The following is a 17,309-nucleotide window of genomic DNA, read 5'->3' on the forward strand; positions in this document are numbered from 1 at the left end:
AATATCAAGGTCGCCGGAGGACATTCGGAGACTTTAAATGGACGTGGAGGAAAGCGTAAGACTTCTGTTAAAGAAGCAGCATCCCGTGAAGCGTCAACCCCATTCAGCGACCATTCTAAAAAGGTGGCGTGGTGAGGAATCACCGTCCGTTTACGGCGGTGAGGATGTCAACGATAACGACTTCAACTATCTGCAAAACCAATTACAAGCAAGTCAACGACGGGGAGAAAATTTATTCTATCGTCAATTCCTGCAAACCCTATTTTTTCAAGCATTCGCAAAACCCGAATCCCAACGAGACGCATCTGTAACTGCATTGGTGGGAAAAGTCAAATATCTTAACGGGGGATTATTTCTCCAACATCCCCTAGAAAATCGTTATCAAAACATTTGTATTGATGACCAAGCATTTGAGAATATCCTTGATTTATTCTCCCGTTACTCTTGGAACCTTGACGACACTCCGGGGGGACGGGATGACGAAATTAACCCCGATGTCTTGGGATATATCTTTGAAAAGTATATCAACCAAAAAGCTTTTGGTGCTTACTATACCCGTCCGGAGATTACTGAATATCTCTGTGATAAGACGATTAATAAATGGATTGTCGAGAGAAGCAATCAACTTTATCCCCGCAAACAATTTGCCAGTATTTCTGAACTATTAATCAATCTCGATTCTCCCCTCTGTGAGATTTTGATTAAAGATATTCTTCCCCAGCTTTCTATTTTAGACCCTGCCTGTGGTTCCGGCGCTTTTTTAGTGGCTGCGATGAAAACTCTCATCGCGATTTATAGCGGGGTAATTGGAACAATTGAACTGCGAGGAGACAGCAAGTTAAAACAGTGGTTAGCAGCAGTAAGAAAATCCCATCCCTCCCTCGGATATTACATCAAAAAACGGATTATTTCCGATAACCTCTACGGTGTCGATATCATGGAGGAAGCGACAGAAATCGCAAAACTGCGTTTATTTCTTGCTTTAGTTGCTGCCGCGCAATCGTTGACAGAATTGGAACCCCTACCGAATATTGATTTTAATATCATGTCGGGAAATTCCCTCATCGGATTGATTCGCGTGGACGAAAAAAGTTTTAATCTCATGGGAGAGGAAAATATCCTACAATCTCTCACCGCGCAAAATTATCAGGCAATTCTCGCAGAAAAAAATCGCAGTATTGAATTATACAAGGAACACGCTTTCCAGTTGGGAGAAGTACAGGGAACCCCCCAAGAAAACCGTCTCCAGATGTTACGCAATCACATCGAGGATGTCAACCGCGAATCGGTGCAGAAATTAAACCAAATTCTCTTAGATGAGTTTAGCGGTAAGTTGTCAATTAAGTACGAATCCGCACAATTAACGGGAAAAGCAAAGAAACGTTTATTAACTCTTTCTGATATGCAGTCCCTGAAACCCTTCCACTGGGGTTATCACTTCGATAAACTGATTACGGAAAAGGGTGGTTTTGATGTGATTATCACTAATCCCCCCTGGGAAGTCTTTAAACCCCAAGCGAAGGAATTTTTTTCTCAGCATAGCGACTTGGTGACTAAAAATAAGATGGACATCAAGACGTTTGAAAAGGAACAGAAAAAACTGTTAACTAATCCCGAAATTGCTCAAGCATGGTTAGATTATCAAAGTCAATACCCCCACGTTAGTCTCTATTTTCGTTCCTCGGAACAATACAAAAATCAAATCTCTATTGTGAATGGTAAAAAGCAAGGGACGGATATTAATCTCTATAAGCTTTTTGTTGAACAATGTTTTAATCTCCTCCATCCCCAAGGTGAATGTGGAATGGTTATTCCCAGTGGAATTTATACCGATTTAGGGTCTAAAAAACTGCGAGAAATGTTATTTTCTCAAACAAAGGTGACAGGATTATTTTGTTTTGAAAATCGTAAAACAATTTTTGAGGGTGTAGATAGTCGCTTTAAATTTGTTATCCTCTCCTTCGAGAAAAATAAACAAACTCTTTCCTTTCCTGTGGAGTTTATGCGTCACGATGTTGAGGAATTACAACGTTTTCCCCATAAAGACAGTTTAGTAATTAGCGTCGATTTAATCCGCAAACTATCCCCCGATTCCCTCTCGGTAATGGAATTTAAACAGGATATAGATATTCAGATTGCCGAAAAAATGTCTCGTTTTCCTCTGCTAGGAGAAACCCTTCCCGATACATGGAATCTCAAGTTAACTCGCGAATTTCACATGACTGATGATAGTTATTTGTTTAAAACTGAACCCGCAAAGGGAAGATTACCTCTCTACGAAGGAAAAATGATTCATCAATTCACCCATCAGTATGCTTTACCGAAATACTGGTTAGATGAAAAAGAAGCAAGACAAGCTTTATTAAAACGCGGTGAAGTCGATAAAGGTCAAATATTAGACTATCAAACTTATCGTTTAGGATTTCGGTCAGTTTCATCAAGTACAAACGAACGCTCTTTAATTTCTAGTCTGATACCTAAATCAGTTTTTTGCGGACATTCTTTGTTTATAAGTGAGTATAAGCAAAATAATTTTCAAGATAACCAAGCATTCAAAATTTTTATTTTGACTGTTTTAAACAGCTTTTTAATTGATTGGATGCTCAGACAAAAAGTATCTGCTAATATCAGTATGTTCTACATATATCAGCTACCTATTCCCCGATTAAAAGAGGGAGATAGATACTTTGAGGAAATAGTAGAAAAGGCATCGAAATTGATTTGTGTAAGCGAGGAATTTGACGAATTAGCGAAAGAAGTGGGAATAGGTTCCCATAAAAATGGAGTAACAGAGGAGACAGAAAGGGCAAAAATTAGGGCTAAACTAGATGCAATAGTAGCCCACTTATATGAATTAAATGAGATAGAATTTCAGCATATATTAAGTACCTTTCCCCTCGCTTCCGAAAGCGTCAAAACTGCCCCCCTCAAAGCTTACCAAAACCTGTAGGGGAAGTGGATTTTGACCGATTTTCAGGGAAAAAGTACCTAAAATTTTCCCCTGGATCACTGCAATTGCTGGCACTTTTTGATGTCAAAAAAGTCCAAAAGTGTTATCCGACAAGGTTTTTAGATTTATTCAGCAAACCTACTTAAAATTATTGTTCTCAAAAAACCGCAGACAACCAAAATTTCCGAGCGATAAACTGGAGAGAGCCATTATCGGGTAAAAAGCGGCCAATACCCGATAAATATCGGCAATTTTAGCGAATCTCTGCCTTCATCCGTTCAAGGGTTTGCTGCATTTGGTCGAACATCATTTGGGGAGTCATACCAAATTGACCTAATTGGGTTTTTAGCTGTTCTACGGTCATTTGGGCGGAAAAATCCTCAGATAACTCAAAACGCTTCATAAATATCTTGTAGCGTTCCATTAACTCCTCCATCCTATCGATAAAGATTATTTTACCCTCTCGATCGAATTTCCCGTACTCGCTGCCTAGTTGTGTGAGGGACTGGTAATCTTCAAATAGCTGTCTAGCTTCCTGTTGAACCACTTCTGAGTCAAAGAATCCCATAATCTTAAAACTGCTTATCGTCGATAGTTATTCTCTCCCCTATTTTATTTTAGCCGGGGAAAAGTCTAGCTCCAGTCGATTTACGGATTACCGTATTGGGGAAATCGAGAACTTGACAAACGGCCCTCTCGTCCTGGTTTAACCGTTGCCCCGGGGAGTAAGTTAAAATTAAAAGTGATCAAATCTCTTGTAAAGAGCAAAAATTGTCCTTTAAATGCTCCACAGTGGCTATTTCGAGCAATTTGGGCTGCAGCCCTTATAATTTGCCAAAACGACGATGACGACCCTGATAATCTTTTAAAGCGTGGTGAAATTGCACTCGATCGAAATCGGGCCAGAGGGTGTCAGTAACGTAGATTTCCGCGTAGGCCATTTGCCAGAGTAAAAAATTACTAATTCGCATTTCCCCACTACTGCGAATTAACAGGTCTGGGTTAGGGATCCCAGCAGTATAAAGATACTGTTCAAAGAGAGATTCATCGATCGCTTCCGGGGAGACTAAACCCTGTTGCACCTGACGAGCGATCGCCTGACAAGCTTGTACGATCTCCTCTCGGCCACCATAATTAGTAGCCACCGTAAATTGAATACCGGAATTTTTGCTAGTTTCTGCGTGAGATTTAGCAATTTCCCGTCTTAAAGACTCTGGCAAGACTGATAAATTACCAATAAAGCGAATTTTGACATTTTGCTGCATCATTTCTTCTAATTCGCGCCGCAAAACCCGCTCGAATAGAGTCATTAAAAACTCGACTTCTTCCAGGGGACGACCCCAATTTTCTGTAGAAAAAGCATAAGCAGTTAAAGCGGGAATCCCCCAGTCACGACAACAGCGCAGCAAGTCTTTTAGTGCATCTACTCCCCGTTGATGGCCCATAATCCGCGGTAAACCACGACTTTTCGCCCAACGACCGTTCCCATCCATAATCACTGCGACGTGCTGAGGCAAACGGTTTTTATCTAAATCCGTAGGTAATTCTGGTGACAAGCTCGGTTTAAGAGTCATTTTCTATCTTTGGGGGTTGCGCTGGGCGAACGGGAGAATTTTTCTAAGATTAGACGACCTTTTAAGCCAATTGTACGCCCTAAACGTCCCCAACTCGGTGCGACCACTTCCCCCTCTCCCGACGGAGAAAACTTCGCTTCGAGAAGCTCTTTTAGTTTACTACTGGTTAAGGGCCGATCCAAATTACCCCCCGACGCGAGGGAAATCGAGCCAGTTTCCTCAGAAACCACAATACAGATACAATTATCTAGCCTTTCGGTAATGCCCATGGCCGCCCGATGACGGGTGCCTAATTGCCTAGAGGTACTGCGCTCCGATAAGGGTAGAATAACACCAGCGGCCACCACTCGATCGCCCCGAATAAATACGGCCCCATCGTGCAGTAAAGTTTTAGTCTGAAAAATAGTTTGAATTAATTCCTTAGATACTTGGCCATTGAGCGTCACCCCCGGATTGACAAACACCTTGGTGTCGAGATTGCCACTGGTTTCTAATACCATCAGCGCGCCGGTGCGATTTTGAGATAGATCCTTTACTGCGTCCACTAACTCATCAATGACATTATCGGTCTTGGGAGTGGGGGAACTTTTTTTAAATAATTCCCCCACTTGACCTTTGCCCAATAATTCTAAAAAACGGCGGAATTCCGACTGAAAAATCACAGCAATCGCCACTGCTGCCCCCAAAATCAATTTTTCTAGGACTAACCCCAGCAAGCGCAATCCTAGGGCATCGCTAATCACCGAGGCCAGCATTAAGTAGATTAGTCCTCGCACCATCCAAAAGGTACGCCGCTCGCCGATAATTAGCAGCAGCATATAGGTAAGGAGGAGAACTAACCCAAAGTCTAGGACTGACAGACCATGGCTGAGAATCCAGGACAATAACCGGCGAGGGTCCAGAAAAAAACCCGACATGGGGGACGATAGCGATGAGGTTTATATCAAGGAGAGTCGATTGGGTAAGCGGTCTTGACGCAGCAAATCCGCCAGATTTTCCCGTTCAAGGATCAGATTAGCTTCTCCATTTTGGACAATTACCGCCGCCGGACGGGGTAAGCGGTTGTAATTAGAAGCCATGCTGTAGTTATAGGCTCCCGTGGCTAAAACCACTACAATATCTCCCGGGTTGGTTTTCGGTAGCGTAATATCCTTAATTAGAATATCGCCAGATTCACAATGTTTTCCAGCTATTGTCACCACTTCCTGACATTCTTGACTCATTTTATTAGCGACCACGGCCCGGTAAACCGATTGATAGGTAATCGGTCGGGGATTATCGGACATTCCGCCATCGACGGCGATATAGGTGCGGATTTCAGGGATTTCTTTGCGATTACCCACTGTATAGGCCGTTACGCAAGCGGTGGCAATCAGAGAGCGTCCTGGTTCGGCAATGAGCAGCGGATAAGCGATACCTCTTTCCTGACAAGCTTTGGCCACTGCTAAGGACACCGCTTGCACCCATTCCTCGATACTTGGGGGGTCATCACTTTCGACGTAGCGAATCCCTAAACCACCACCCACATTTAATTGCTCTAGGGGTAAACCCCGTTCTAATCCTAATTTAAACCAATCTGCCAACACAGCGGCTAAGTCTTGGTGGGGTTGACGTTCAAAAATCTGGGAACCGATGTGAGCGTGTAAACCTAGACAATTCAGCACCGGATGAGCTAAAACATAGTCAAATACCGCTTCGATTTGATGGGGGTCAAAACCAAATTTACTGTCTAAGTGACCCGTGCGAATATATTCGTGGGTGTGGCACTCGATACCGGGGGTTAAACGCAACAGGATCGGAATAGGGGTATTAGGACGATTTTCGCCTAATTTAACCAGATTTTCTAACTCTAGCCAGTTATCAACGATAATAATGCAGTTATGCTCGATCGCATATTCTAACTCGGCGATCGATTTGTTATTACCATGAAAGTAGATCGGCACATCGGTTTTATTGATCTGGTCTAAAGCGGTTAACACCGTGTGAATTTCTCCGGCCGACACCACATCAAAACCTAATCCCTCCCTAGCGACTACGGCCGATACAGCTAGGCAATTCCACGCTTTCGAGGCATAAATTACCCTAGATTCTCCGGGATAATGAGTCTGGAAACCTTGCAGGTATTGACGACAGGCTGTGCGGAGGGTGACTTCATCGACAATATACAAGGGTGAACCGAAACGTTCCACTAGAGTTGTGACATCGCAACCACCGATTTCTAGACAATCGCGGTTATTAACCTTGGCTGTCAGGGGGAACAGGGTTTGATTCGGAGATAGACACTCTTGATAGGCTAAATATTTTTGTCCGGAATTGCTGATTTTAGGTTCAGTTGATAGCATGATCGGTGTTTTTTGTCAAGAAATCGATAATTTTTGTGACAATCTCTGCCCATCACCGATTCAGTCAAGGGAATTTTGACCGTTGGTGATCTAGATAGCCAAAATAGTTCTCTCTTTCAGTGTACGATCAACCACCCGCTTAAAATCCCTTTTTTGTCAGGAAAAAATCGAGCAGCGACCCCGAAATAGTGGTAATAGTATTGAAGGAGTGGTCTTAAAAGTGATGATATGACTGACCAGAATGGCGTGTTAGTAGAAGAACAAAGCGAGGATATTACCCGTAAGATGAGTCAATTAGCCACCGAGTCGCCGAAAAATCAATTACAGATTCTGACACAATTAGTGGGGGTCGGAGAAGCTGGCCTAACTGTATTAAGAGATTTTTTATTGGCCATGCGCCCGACTCCTGTTAATCTGGTGACAGGTAAGGCTTATCAATTGCTATACCAAGATAATAGCGCTCAGAGCCAGGAATTTTTAGCTAATTATTTCCCCACGGGTGTTGTTCCCCTCGATAGTGCTAAAGGTATCGATTATCGACTTTTACAGGAATTATTGGCTAAACAGGATTTTCAAACTGCCGATAGTCTCACCCGTCAAAAACTCTGTGAATTAGCAGGAGAAGGAGCAATACAGAGGAAATGGGTCTATTTTACGGAAGTAGAAGCTTTTCCCGGTGTAGATATTCAGACTATTGATCATCTTTGGTTAGTTCATTCGGAAGGAAAATTCGGTTGGTCGGTACAGCGCAAATTATGGCTCGGTGTGGGACAAGATTTCCCGAAACTCTGGCCGAAAATTGGTTGGAAAAATGGCAATAATTGGACAAAATACCCCCAAGAATTTATCTGGGATTTAAGCGCTCCCGTGGGTCATTTACCCCTGTTAAATCAACTGCGCGGGGTGAGAGTGGCTGCCTCTTTATTCTCCCATCCCGTCTGGAGTGAAAAATAGATTGAGAGCATTTGGCCTCGGGTATAAGCTAAACGGCGCTTAACCTGCATGATCCAATAGCTATAACCCTTTTGGAGTCTATATCGGTGATCCGAAGTAAAAGCCGTTTAGCTTATCAGCTTTCTACATTTTCGGGACGATTTCCTCTAAGGCCGCTTCTAGATTAGGATAACGATAGTCAAAACCGATCGCTTGAGTGGCTTTTGGCAGCACTTCTTGACCTTCTAAGACGATTTTTGCTCCTTCTCCCAAGAGAATTTCGAGGGCAAAATCTGGCACTGGCAACCAAGAAGGACGATTCATTACTTCCCCTAAAATCTGACAGAATTCTTTCATCCGGACGGGATTGGGTGCAGTAGCGTTGAAAGTACCGCTAATTTCTGGGCGATCGAGACAATAGATAATTAAATTAATTAAATCATCCCGATGAATCCAAGAAAACCACTGACGACCGCTGCCAATCGGTCCGCCGGCAAATAGTTTGAAGGGTGGGATCATTTTCCCTAAAGCACCCCCATTGCCTAAAACAATACCCGTGCGAAGAATGACTAAACGAGTGCCGTAATCTTTAACTTTTTGGGCGGCTGTTTCCCACTTTTTACAGACATCTGCCAGAAAATCGTCACCGGGAGGGCTATTTTCGTCAAAACTAGCGGTTTCACTGGTTCCATAGTAACCGATCGCCGAGGAGTTAATTAAAACTTTCGGTTTCTGGTCGGCCAGTGCGGTCGCAACGCGCTCGCTACGCGAGATCGCCTCGACAATTTTCTCGGTGCCGATTTCCCGACTAGCGACGATTGCCTGTTTTGCTTCACCGGTCCAGCGTTCCGAAATCGGTTCTCCCGCTAGATTAATCACCGCGTCACATCCGGAAATCTCTTTTTGCCAATCCCCCGATTCTGTGGCGATATAGGGAATAATCTCTATCTTAGGATAGATTGACTTTGGGTAAATTCTCCTGGCTTTATCGGGATTGCGAGTCAAAATTAGGATGTCATCGTCGCGATCATAGAGTTTGACCACCAATCGACTACCCACAAATCCCGTCGCCCCAGTAATCGCTATTTTCATGGTTTCTTGACTAAATTTATCCTTATTTTAGCTCGTTTTTAACTATCAGGAGTCAGGAGTCAGGAGTCAGGAGTCAGGAGATTATTTTTATTTATTCTCCCCACTCCCCACTCCCCATCACCCCATCACCCCCCGCAACGCGCACGCAGTGACCACCCCACTTCTCACTTCTCACTTATCCTGATACCCCATCCCGTTGGCTGCCGCATAACGATTCATAAAGCGCATAAAACGCTCCCAGTGTTCATCGGTGATTTCAAAACCACATTCTACCCGTTGAATTTCATCCCCTTCATCTCCTCCAAAAATAAACTTGGTTGAGTTGGGAATAACTATAATCACTCCTTCCTCATCGGTGAGACGGAGATCGCCGTAGGTGCGGGTGGTGAAACTTTGGAAACGTTCGATCGCTTTCAGGGTTTTAAAAGTCATCAGGACATTGCGAATCCCGGTACTTTTATTTTTGCGGAGACTAACACCGCTTAATTCTTCTGATAAACCAACAAAAAACTCGATCGTGGGAGTGGTCATAGGTATAGCTATAAAATTTTAGTTATTGATTTTTTCTTAATTACTTTTGAGGGGAAAAAATTAGTTCATGACTACTAATAAAGTAACCATGAACCGAAAAACAAGCTATTCCGCTTCTCCACCTTGGATTTTGAGGAGGAGAAAACCCCAAGCTAATCCGACGAGGACGAGAACGATCGCCACGATCGCCCCATTAAATAACATACTTTCTGCGGTCATGGTGATTGCTCCTGAGCCTACAATAATCGATCAACAGATCAATGGTATTTTAACCTACGAAGGCGATCGACTGCAGCCAGATTAGGGCAAAATTGAGGGGGAAAATCGGCAAATAACTTTGAGAATTTTCCTAGTATATACGTTCTAGCAATCCTGCCCCTCTCCTCAAGGAAGGATGCTCAACCCCATGCTAGATATTTTTAATAATATCTTTATATTTGTCGTCGCTACTTTGTGTTAACGTTTTATCTGCTTAATTCTCCACTTATACTAGAAAAATTAAGTATTGATAACTATTGGTGATGACTGGTAAAAAATCATTTATGCTCAAGATCAAGTTAATATTATTTTTAGGTTTGTTGCTGCTGAGTTGTCAATCGACTAATCTCAATGGTAATAATAGTTCGAGCGCTCAGATTACGACTGAGAATCAAGGGCAAATATTACCGATCACGGCCAAAGCAAATATTAATGGTGAGATGATTGAGTTAGAAGTGGCTCAAACCCCGGAACAACAGGCCAAGGGTTTAATGTATCGCTCGTCTTTGGAGAAAAATCGCGGTATGCTATTTCCCTTTGCACAACCTCTGATGGCAGGGTTTTGGATGAAAAATGTCTCGATTCCTCTAGACATGATTTTTCTAAAAGATGGTATAGTAAAAGCAGTTTTGCTGAATGTCCCCCCTTGTGCTGTGGATCCTTGTCCTGTCTATGGGCCAAACACCATGATTAATCAAGTAATCGAACTAGCTGGGGGTCGAGCGAAAGAATTAGGAGTGAAAGAAGGAGATAAAATTAAGATTGAGTCTATCTCAAGACCTTGATTTTTGAAAATGGTGTTAACTTTCTTATAGAAGGTGTTCCTTGTCTGGAAATATAAGTATGGCTTTTAGAAGCTATTACGCATTTATACTGTTTAAAATCTAACCATATCGATTAAGATTTTTATAGTCTATCAAGTCATAGATTGAATAATCTTTACCCTTGCTATAGATTAAACAGAGACAAAATTCTGCTCGATCTAACGGGACTATCTTAAGAGAGCCAGCGATTTTTAGGAAAGCGCTCTCTATCATCGAGATAGCTTAGATACAGAAAAAACGGTCGCGAGACTAACTGTCCTTGAAACCGATCAGGTAGTGTTTTGTTAAAATCACGAGATATACTATACTATTGAGGAAAAAAATCCCCCTATGTCCACGATTGCCTATTCCCAATTCCGACAATTTCTACAAGAGGAATTGTCCCTTCCCCAAGAATCGATCGCTATGGCCGAGCGCTCGATCCAATCTGATAAAATTCATTTACCGATGATTCTCTGGCAGTACGGTTTAGTGACCTTGGAACAATTAGACAAAATTTATGATTTTCTCGAAGAGGTAGTATAATCTTGCAATTGCTGACTATTGACAAGGAGAATAATTGCCATGGCTGCTCATAGTTTCTGGCACAGTTTGAAAATTCCGATCCCAAAAACTACCAATCATCACTTGAGAAGTGGGTTATTTAAACCCACTTTTTTAATAACTATACAATTGAAAATTATCGATTAACTGCTCAGTCCATGAAACCCCATGGGCTCTCCTCGACTTTGTGTGATAATTTTTGCTTATGGAATCCTGAAGTGCTTATTGGACAAGACTTTTAGGACTATTTTGCGGATATTCTATCAGTATAGACCTCGTTTCCACACAGAAACCAGAAGAGCCCCCCATGACCAATTTGCCAAAAATTACCTTGAACAATTACTTTCTCCCTTGGGAACCGTCGAAATCAGTAAAGAAGTCAGCGACGAAACCCGACAGATAGATTTATTTTTTTCCCCCAATCCCGAACCAAACCGCAATTATCTGGGATTATTAGGCAGAATTGTCCTTAATACTGTCTTAATTGAACCCTATCGCAATCCTCCCAACCGGAGCGAGATTCGTAATTGTTTAGCGAAACTTTTGACGATTTTAGCCGAACTGCAAAGACAAGCTAAACGAGAAAATCAGAGCTACAATGAAGATAATGCCCCTCGTTTGTGGATTTTATCCCCTTCCGCTAGTCTGGCTCTTTTAGAGAGTCTTGGGGCAAAATTAGACCCAGATTGGCCAGAAGGAGTCTATTTTCTTCCCTTGCTTTATCGCACGGCAATTATCGCTATTAATCAATTGCCTGTGACTGCTGAGACTCTCTGGTTAAGATTATTGGGACGGGGAAAAACTCAAGACCAAGCGGTGCGAGAATTGTTAGAATTACCTCAAGGTAATGCTTTCCGGGAAAATGTACTGGAATTATTAATTAGTTGGCGGGTTAGTATGGAAATAAATAACATCCTAGAAACTGAGGATAGAGAGGTGTTTATGACTTTATCTCAAACCTATCAGGAATGGAAGGAAGCAACTAAACGGGAAGGACTCGAACAAGGACTAGAGCGAGGACTAGAGCGAGGAAAACTAGAGGCTAAACTGGAATCTATTCCCCGTTTGCTTGCTTTGGGTTTAAGTGTGGAACAAATCGCTCAAGCTTTGGATTTAGACTTAGAACAAGTCCGACAAGCGGCGCGAGAGTAAAGGTGGAGAGTTAAAACGCAAAAATGCCACAATGGATAAAATAGGCATTTTCTGACTAACTGACATCTTCTATGAGTAACCACCTAAGCGGAAGCGAGATTCGCCAGCGATTTTTAGACTTTTTTGCGGCCAGAAACCATAAAATTCTCCCTAGTGCCTCTCTAGTCCCAGAAGACCCCACCGTTTTGCTGACTATTGCGGGAATGCTCCCTTTTAAGCCGATTTTCTTAGGACAAAAGACCCCAGAATTTCCCCGCGCTACCACTTCCCAAAAATGTATTCGCACCAACGATATCGAAAATGTCGGTCGGACTGCCAGACATCATACTTTTTTTGAGATGTTGGGCAATTTTAGCTTTGGTGATTATTTTAAAGAACAAGCGATCGCCTGGGCCTGGGAATTGTCCACAGAAGTTTTTAACCTTCCCCCCGAAAGATTAGTCGTTAGTGTCTTTAGGGAGGATGAGGAAGCTTTCACTATCTGGCGCGATAAAATCGGTATTCCTGCCCATCGTATCCAAAAAATGGGCGAAGAGGATAACTTTTGGGTATCGGGTCCCACCGGTCCCTGTGGTCCATGTTCGGAAATTTACTACGATTTTCACCCAGAATTAGGGGATAAAACCATCGATTTAGAGGATGATAGCCGTTTTATCGAGTTTTATAACCTCGTCTTTATGCAGTATAACCGCGACGCGGACGGCAATCTAACACCCCTAGCGAATAAAAATATCGATACGGGGATGGGTTTGGAACGGATGGCGCAAATCCTGCAAAAAGTCGCCAATAACTACGAAACTGACCTAATTTTCCCGATTGTCGCCGAAGCGGCCCGGTTAGCAGCCATAGACTACCAGAAAGCGGACGAAAAAACGAAAGTTTCCCTAAAAGTCATCGGCGATCATGTGCGCTCGGTAGTACACATGATAGCGGATGGTATCTCAGCATCGAATACTGACAGAGGTTACGTCCTGCGTCGTCTGATTCGGAGAGTAGTACGGCACGGTCGTTTAATCGGTATTGAAGGTCAATTTATCAGCAAAGTGGCGGAAGTTGCGATCGCTCTTTCCGAGTCCGTCTATGGCAATGTTCGGGAACGAGAAACGGTGATCAAGGCAGAATTAGAGCGAGAGGAAGCGAGATTTTTAGAAACCCTAGAAAGAGGCGAGAAACTGCTCGAATCGATTCTAGAAAAAGAAAAAAGCCAGATTTCGGGAGTCGATGCCTTTACCCTTTATGATACCTATGGCTTCCCCCTCGAACTCACTCAAGAAATCGCCGAGGAGCAGGGTTTAAGCGTCGATACGGCGGGTTTCGAGCAGGAAATGAAAAAACAGCAGCAAAGATCAAAAGCCGCCCACGAAACCATAGATTTGACGGTACAGGGTAGTTTAGATAAGCTGGCGGAACATATTCACCCGACGGAATTTCTCGGTTATACGGATTTGCAAGCAACCGCAACAGTAACGGCAGTTTTGGTCGCCGGTAAAACGGTGGAATCGGCCGCATCAGGCACTGAGGTGCAGGTAGTTCTCGATAAAACCACTTTTTATGCCGAATCGGGTGGACAAATCGGTGACAAGGGTTATTTAACCGGCGATAATCTGCTTATCCGCGTTGAAGATGTGCAGAAAGAATCGGGGATTTTTATCCATTTTGGTCGGATTGAGCGGGGAATTGTCACCACTGGCGATACAATTAATGCTCAGATTGACCGTTCCTGTCGTCGTCGCGCCCAAGCTAATCATACCGCCACCCATCTGCTACAATCGGCCTTGAAAAAGCTTGTCGATGGGGGGATTTCCCAAGCAGGTTCCCTCGTCAATTTCGATCGCCTCCGTTTTGATTTTAACTGTCCTCGTCCCCTGACTAGCGCTGAATTGCAACAGGTGGAAGAACAGATTAACACTTGGATTGCCGAAGCGCATGACACCGAGATAGCGGTGATGGGATTGGAAGAAGCGAAGCAGAAGGGAGCTATTGCCATGTTTGGCGAGAAATACGGCTCAGAAGTGCGAGTCATCGATATTCCTAGCGTTTCTATGGAATTATGCGGGGGAACTCACGTTAAAAATACCGCCGAGATCGGTTTATTTAAAATCATCTCCGAGACGGGAATCGCTGCGGGAATTCGTCGCATCGAAGCGGTGGCCGGCCCTGCCGTGTTAGCATACCTGAATGAACGGGATCAGGTGGTGCGGGATTTGTGCGATCGCTTTAAGGTCAAACCTCTGGAAATTCCCGATCGCATTACGACCCTACAATCAGAGTTAAAGGGGACACAAAAGCAGTTAGAAGCGGTTAAACAGGAGTTGGCCCTAAATAAATCGGATGCTTTGCTATCTCAAGCCGAATCTATCGGCGAATTTAAGCTATTAGTCGCTTCTTTGGGCGATATTGATGCTAACGCTTTGATGGCTGCAGCCGAAAGATTACAGCAAAAATTAGGGGAAGGGGCAGTGGTTTTGGCCTCGACTCCCGAAGCTGATAAAGTGAGTTTAGTGGCCGCTTTTAGTCCCCGGGTAATTAAAGATAAGGGTTTACAAGCGGGTAAATTTATCGGTGCGATCGCTAAAATCTGCGCTGGTGGTGGTGGTGGTCGTCCCAATTTAGCACAGGCTGGGGGACGGGATGCAAGTAAGCTAAGCGAAGCTTTAACCACCGCTAAAAGTCAATTAACTACCAGTTTGCAATAGTTTCTAAGGTGGGCATTTTGTCCACCTTTAAAAAATTAGTTATTCTCTCGGTGTGATTGGTAAAAATAATATGGAACTACTGATCAAGAATTTGGGATCAATTAGAAATAATAATCAAGCTATAGATTTAACTAAGAAGTTTTACACTTTTATTGGCTACAATAATAGTGGCAAAACCCTAGTTTCTCAGCTTTTATGGACGATTTTTAATGATGATAATATCAGCAAGTTTTCTGAAAATACCGAAATTGATTCTTTACATATTGACGCTGAAGACCCAATTAAGAGAATTACGATTAATCAAGAATTTATCGATGAGATTCTCGCTAAATTTAGTCATTTTATTGAAAAAGAAGTTATTAGTACCTATAATATTGATAGAAATTTAGAAGCAACAATCACTAAATCGATAAAGTTAGTTTTTAAAGCGCGTATTTATGAACTAGAGGGCAAGGGATTTAGAATTAATTATTTAACCAATAAAAACCCTTTAGAATATATAGTTATTAGTAAAAAAGAGAAAAACTTATCTATACATATTGAAGATAAAACTATAGTTCATGGTATACTAGATGAAACTTCAGAAAAATTTTTTGAACCTAGTCAGATGACTAAAAGAAATAGGCTTTATGATCTAATCATTTATTCAATAATTAGATCATTGCTTTTATCTCAGAAAGAAGTTCCCTTTTTTATTCCTGCCAGTCGGAGCTTTTTTCCTGTTTTCTACCAGTACATTTATGAGATAGAGAGAAATAAAAGAAGTGAGTATAATCGTCGGTTGCAAGAATTAATAGAAAATATTGATGATGATGTTGATACTAATAAAGATATATTCAAACGTCTTCAAGAACAATTACCCAAAAGGTCTTATACTGAACCAATGAATAAGGTGATTGAATCGCTTTATTCTCTCAATACCAAGAAAAAAATTAATTCAGTTTATAATTCTCTGATTGAAAAGATGAGCGGATTAATGGGAGGAGAAATCACGATTTCTAGTCTAGAATCGATCGCACCTATTCAATTTTCTTTTAAATTCGATGAAAGCAAAGATTTACCCATGTATCTAGCTTCATCTTCAGTCAATCAGTTGACTCTCTTGTATCTTTATCTCAAATATTGGGCAAAGGAAAAACATAACTTCTTAATGATAGATGAACCAGAAGTTAATTTACATCCCGAAAATCAAATTCGCTTAATGGATATTTTAGTTCAATTTGTCACCGAGCATGACAATCGAGTTTTGATCACCACCCATAGCCCGATTTTAACCGATATTCTCAACAATTATGTTTATCTTCATACCTTAAAAAGTTATGAAGTTGATGTCACAAAAATTATTGAAGATAATCAATTAAAAAATTTAAATCCAGAAATTTCAATTGCTAAAGAAGACTTAGGGGTTTACTTTTTCACGGGTGATAAAATTATTGATTATGGAACCAGTCAATATGGTGTTTATTTTCGTAACTTTAAAGAAGTTATCAACTCTGTGCAGAAATCTGGAGAAATTTTAACCAACCATATCTATTTAGCAGAGAATGAGTAAGTCTAACTCAAAAAAAGAAATATTTTCCCTTAGACAAGAGTTTCACCAAGCTTTAGAAAAATGGGATTTTATTCAAGAAATATCCCTTAGTCAGGATGCGTGTATTGAAATTCCAGAAACAAATAAGAGCGAGTTAAAGAAAGTAGTTATCAATCACTTACAGTTATCGTCTAAAAATGACAAAAATATATCTACAGAAGTAGATAAAATCTGGGTTATCAATTTAGAAAAAGAGTTACCCGGTATCTCTGCTTCCGGCAAAACCCCTGAAAAAGCTATATTAGTTTTACAGAGAAAAGTCAATGATGCTGGTAAAATTCTCAATTATCATCTGCAAATTTGTTTAATTGAACTTAAAGCATCCCTACAGGCAAAAAAAGACAAAGAAAGCACATTAAAGCAGATTGCTGGTAAATTTCAAAGCGGGATGAATAGAATCTATATGCTTCTGACTCTCAATAATCATGCTAATCCCCAGAAAAACTATCAAGATACAGAAATATTTGTGCATTTCAGAGGAATTATTTTTTATAATCGCAACGAAATTAAAGATAGTGATATTGCCAAACAAAATGATCGAGACTATAATTTGAGCGAGAGTACCTTGTATAAAATTCTCTCTCAATCTACAGAATCAGATTTATTAACCCTAGAAACCCTATTAGAAGAACGAGATAAAATCGTCGTTAGGTTTATCAAAAATCCCAATCAAAATCAAAATTATATCACCATAGGACTGAAAGATTTACTCTGAATAAATGCTGCTTCTCTGCAATCTTGATAAGCTTTTTAGCCGTCAGCATTTAGGGTTTGCAGCAAAAAGTTTGTTGGTGGGGTTAGGAGTCAGGAGTCTCCGAGTCAG

At 41.7% G+C, this 17,309-nt stretch carries 15 protein-coding genes; 8 read left to right on the forward strand and 7 right to left on the reverse strand.

The annotated features are described in order from the left end of the window. The first annotated feature begins 85 nt into the window (after window positions 1-85). Window positions 86-2,950, forward strand: a complete 2,865-nt coding sequence (locus tag IM322_RS01275; protein ID WP_287672421.1) for an Eco57I restriction-modification methylase domain-containing protein — start codon at window positions 86-88, stop codon at window positions 2,948-2,950. 253 nt (window positions 2,951-3,203) lie between these two features. On the opposite strand, the gene IM322_RS01280 is transcribed toward IM322_RS01275, so the two are convergent. From IM322_RS01280 to lysA, 4 genes are all read right to left on the reverse strand, one after another. Then, a complete protein-coding gene (locus tag IM322_RS01280; RefSeq protein WP_002738222.1) occupies window positions 3,204-3,518 on the reverse strand; it encodes a DUF1825 family protein in 315 nt (104 codons plus the stop codon). 256 nt (window positions 3,519-3,774) lie between these two features. Next, window positions 3,775-4,524: a polyprenyl diphosphate synthase gene (uppS, locus tag IM322_RS01285; RefSeq protein WP_287672422.1), complete on the reverse strand. Its 750-nt coding sequence runs from the start codon at window positions 4,522-4,524 to the stop codon at window positions 3,775-3,777. After that, window positions 4,521-5,441, reverse strand: coding sequence for a diadenylate cyclase CdaA (gene cdaA, locus IM322_RS01290; protein WP_287672423.1), 921 nt, complete (start codon window positions 5,439-5,441; stop codon window positions 4,521-4,523). The genes uppS and cdaA overlap by 4 nt, the downstream gene beginning before the upstream one ends. 21 nt (window positions 5,442-5,462) lie before the next feature. Beyond that, window positions 5,463-6,866: a diaminopimelate decarboxylase gene (gene lysA / locus IM322_RS01295; protein WP_287672424.1), complete on the reverse strand. Its 1,404-nt coding sequence runs from the start codon at window positions 6,864-6,866 to the stop codon at window positions 5,463-5,465. Between the two features lie 228 nt (window positions 6,867-7,094). On the opposite strand from lysA, the gene IM322_RS01300 reads away from it, so the two are divergent. Beyond that, the gene (locus IM322_RS01300) at window positions 7,095-7,820 is read left to right on the forward strand and encodes a GUN4 domain-containing protein (protein WP_287672426.1); all 726 of its coding nucleotides are present in this window, start codon (window positions 7,095-7,097) and stop codon (window positions 7,818-7,820) included. A gap of 123 nt (window positions 7,821-7,943) precedes the next feature. Here IM322_RS01300 and thyD read toward each other — a convergent pair whose 3' ends face one another. From thyD to petM, 3 genes are all read right to left on the reverse strand, one after another. Then, window positions 7,944-8,891, reverse strand: coding sequence for a thylakoid membrane protein ThyD (gene thyD / locus IM322_RS01305; protein WP_287672428.1), 948 nt, complete (start codon window positions 8,889-8,891; stop codon window positions 7,944-7,946). Between the two features lie 171 nt (window positions 8,892-9,062). Further along, window positions 9,063-9,422 (reverse strand): photosystem II reaction center protein Psb28, encoded by a 360-nt coding sequence (psb28, locus tag IM322_RS01310; RefSeq protein ID WP_149988306.1) that lies wholly within the window; start codon window positions 9,420-9,422, stop codon window positions 9,063-9,065. Between the two features lie 105 nt (window positions 9,423-9,527). Beyond that, window positions 9,528-9,641 (reverse strand): cytochrome b6-f complex subunit PetM, encoded by a 114-nt coding sequence (gene petM, locus IM322_RS01315; RefSeq protein ID WP_012265655.1) that lies wholly within the window; start codon window positions 9,639-9,641, stop codon window positions 9,528-9,530. A 302-nt stretch (window positions 9,642-9,943) separates the two neighbouring features. On the opposite strand from petM, the gene IM322_RS01320 reads away from it, so the two are divergent. The 6 genes from IM322_RS01320 to IM322_RS01345 all read left to right on the forward strand — a co-directional run bounded on the left by IM322_RS01320 (window position 9,944) and on the right by IM322_RS01345 (window position 17,201). Continuing rightward, window positions 9,944-10,465 (forward strand): DUF192 domain-containing protein, encoded by a 522-nt coding sequence (locus tag IM322_RS01320; RefSeq protein WP_287672430.1) that lies wholly within the window; start codon window positions 9,944-9,946, stop codon window positions 10,463-10,465. A gap of 369 nt (window positions 10,466-10,834) precedes the next feature. Continuing rightward, complete coding sequence (locus tag IM322_RS01325) at window positions 10,835-11,029, forward strand: DUF2949 domain-containing protein (RefSeq protein ID WP_002732568.1); 195 nt, start codon at window positions 10,835-10,837, stop codon at window positions 11,027-11,029. 273 nt (window positions 11,030-11,302) lie between these two features. Continuing rightward, window positions 11,303-12,199, forward strand: coding sequence for an RpnC/YadD family protein (locus tag IM322_RS01330; RefSeq protein WP_287713077.1), 897 nt, complete (start codon window positions 11,303-11,305; stop codon window positions 12,197-12,199). 71 nt (window positions 12,200-12,270) lie between these two features. After that, window positions 12,271-14,895 (forward strand): alanine--tRNA ligase, encoded by a 2,625-nt coding sequence (gene alaS / locus IM322_RS01335; RefSeq protein WP_287672433.1) that lies wholly within the window; start codon window positions 12,271-12,273, stop codon window positions 14,893-14,895. Window positions 14,896-14,965: 70 nt separating this feature from the next. Further along, window positions 14,966-16,447, forward strand: coding sequence for an AAA family ATPase (locus tag IM322_RS01340; RefSeq protein WP_287672434.1), 1,482 nt, complete (start codon window positions 14,966-14,968; stop codon window positions 16,445-16,447). Further along, complete coding sequence (locus tag IM322_RS01345; RefSeq protein ID WP_287672435.1) at window positions 16,440-17,201, forward strand: hypothetical protein; 762 nt, start codon at window positions 16,440-16,442, stop codon at window positions 17,199-17,201. The genes IM322_RS01340 and IM322_RS01345 overlap by 8 nt, the downstream gene beginning before the upstream one ends. The last annotated feature ends 108 nt before the right edge of the window (window positions 17,202-17,309 follow it).

This window comes from Microcystis sp. M109S1 (genome assembly GCF_020247025.1).
Classification (GTDB): domain Bacteria; phylum Cyanobacteriota; class Cyanobacteriia; order Cyanobacteriales; family Microcystaceae; genus Microcystis.

Bases quoted from the DNA above. Each gene is read 5' to 3' on its own strand.
- IM322_RS01280 (WP_002738222.1), bottom strand. From the start codon at position 3,518: ATGGGATTCTTTGACTCAGAAGTGGTTCAACAGGAAGCTAGACAGCTA.
- uppS (WP_287672422.1), bottom strand. From the start codon at position 4,524: ATGACTCTTAAACCGAGCTTGTCACCAGAATTACCTACGGATTTAGAT.
- cdaA (WP_287672423.1), bottom strand. From the start codon at position 5,441: ATGTCGGGTTTTTTTCTGGACCCTCGCCGGTTATTGTCCTGGATTCTC.
- lysA (WP_287672424.1), bottom strand. From the start codon at position 6,866: ATGCTATCAACTGAACCTAAAATCAGCAATTCCGGACAAAAATATTTA.
- IM322_RS01300 (WP_287672426.1), top strand. From the start codon at position 7,095: ATGACTGACCAGAATGGCGTGTTAGTAGAAGAACAAAGCGAGGATATT.
- thyD (WP_287672428.1), bottom strand. From the start codon at position 8,891: ATGAAAATAGCGATTACTGGGGCGACGGGATTTGTGGGTAGTCGATTG.
- psb28 (WP_149988306.1), bottom strand. From the start codon at position 9,422: ATGACCACTCCCACGATCGAGTTTTTTGTTGGTTTATCAGAAGAATTA.
- petM (WP_012265655.1), bottom strand. From the start codon at position 9,641: ATGACCGCAGAAAGTATGTTATTTAATGGGGCGATCGTGGCGATCGTT.
- IM322_RS01320 (WP_287672430.1), top strand. From the start codon at position 9,944: ATGACTGGTAAAAAATCATTTATGCTCAAGATCAAGTTAATATTATTT.
- IM322_RS01325 (WP_002732568.1), top strand. From the start codon at position 10,835: ATGTCCACGATTGCCTATTCCCAATTCCGACAATTTCTACAAGAGGAA.
- alaS (WP_287672433.1), top strand. From the start codon at position 12,271: ATGAGTAACCACCTAAGCGGAAGCGAGATTCGCCAGCGATTTTTAGAC.
- IM322_RS01340 (WP_287672434.1), top strand. From the start codon at position 14,966: ATGGAACTACTGATCAAGAATTTGGGATCAATTAGAAATAATAATCAA.
- IM322_RS01345 (WP_287672435.1), top strand. From the start codon at position 16,440: ATGAGTAAGTCTAACTCAAAAAAAGAAATATTTTCCCTTAGACAAGAG.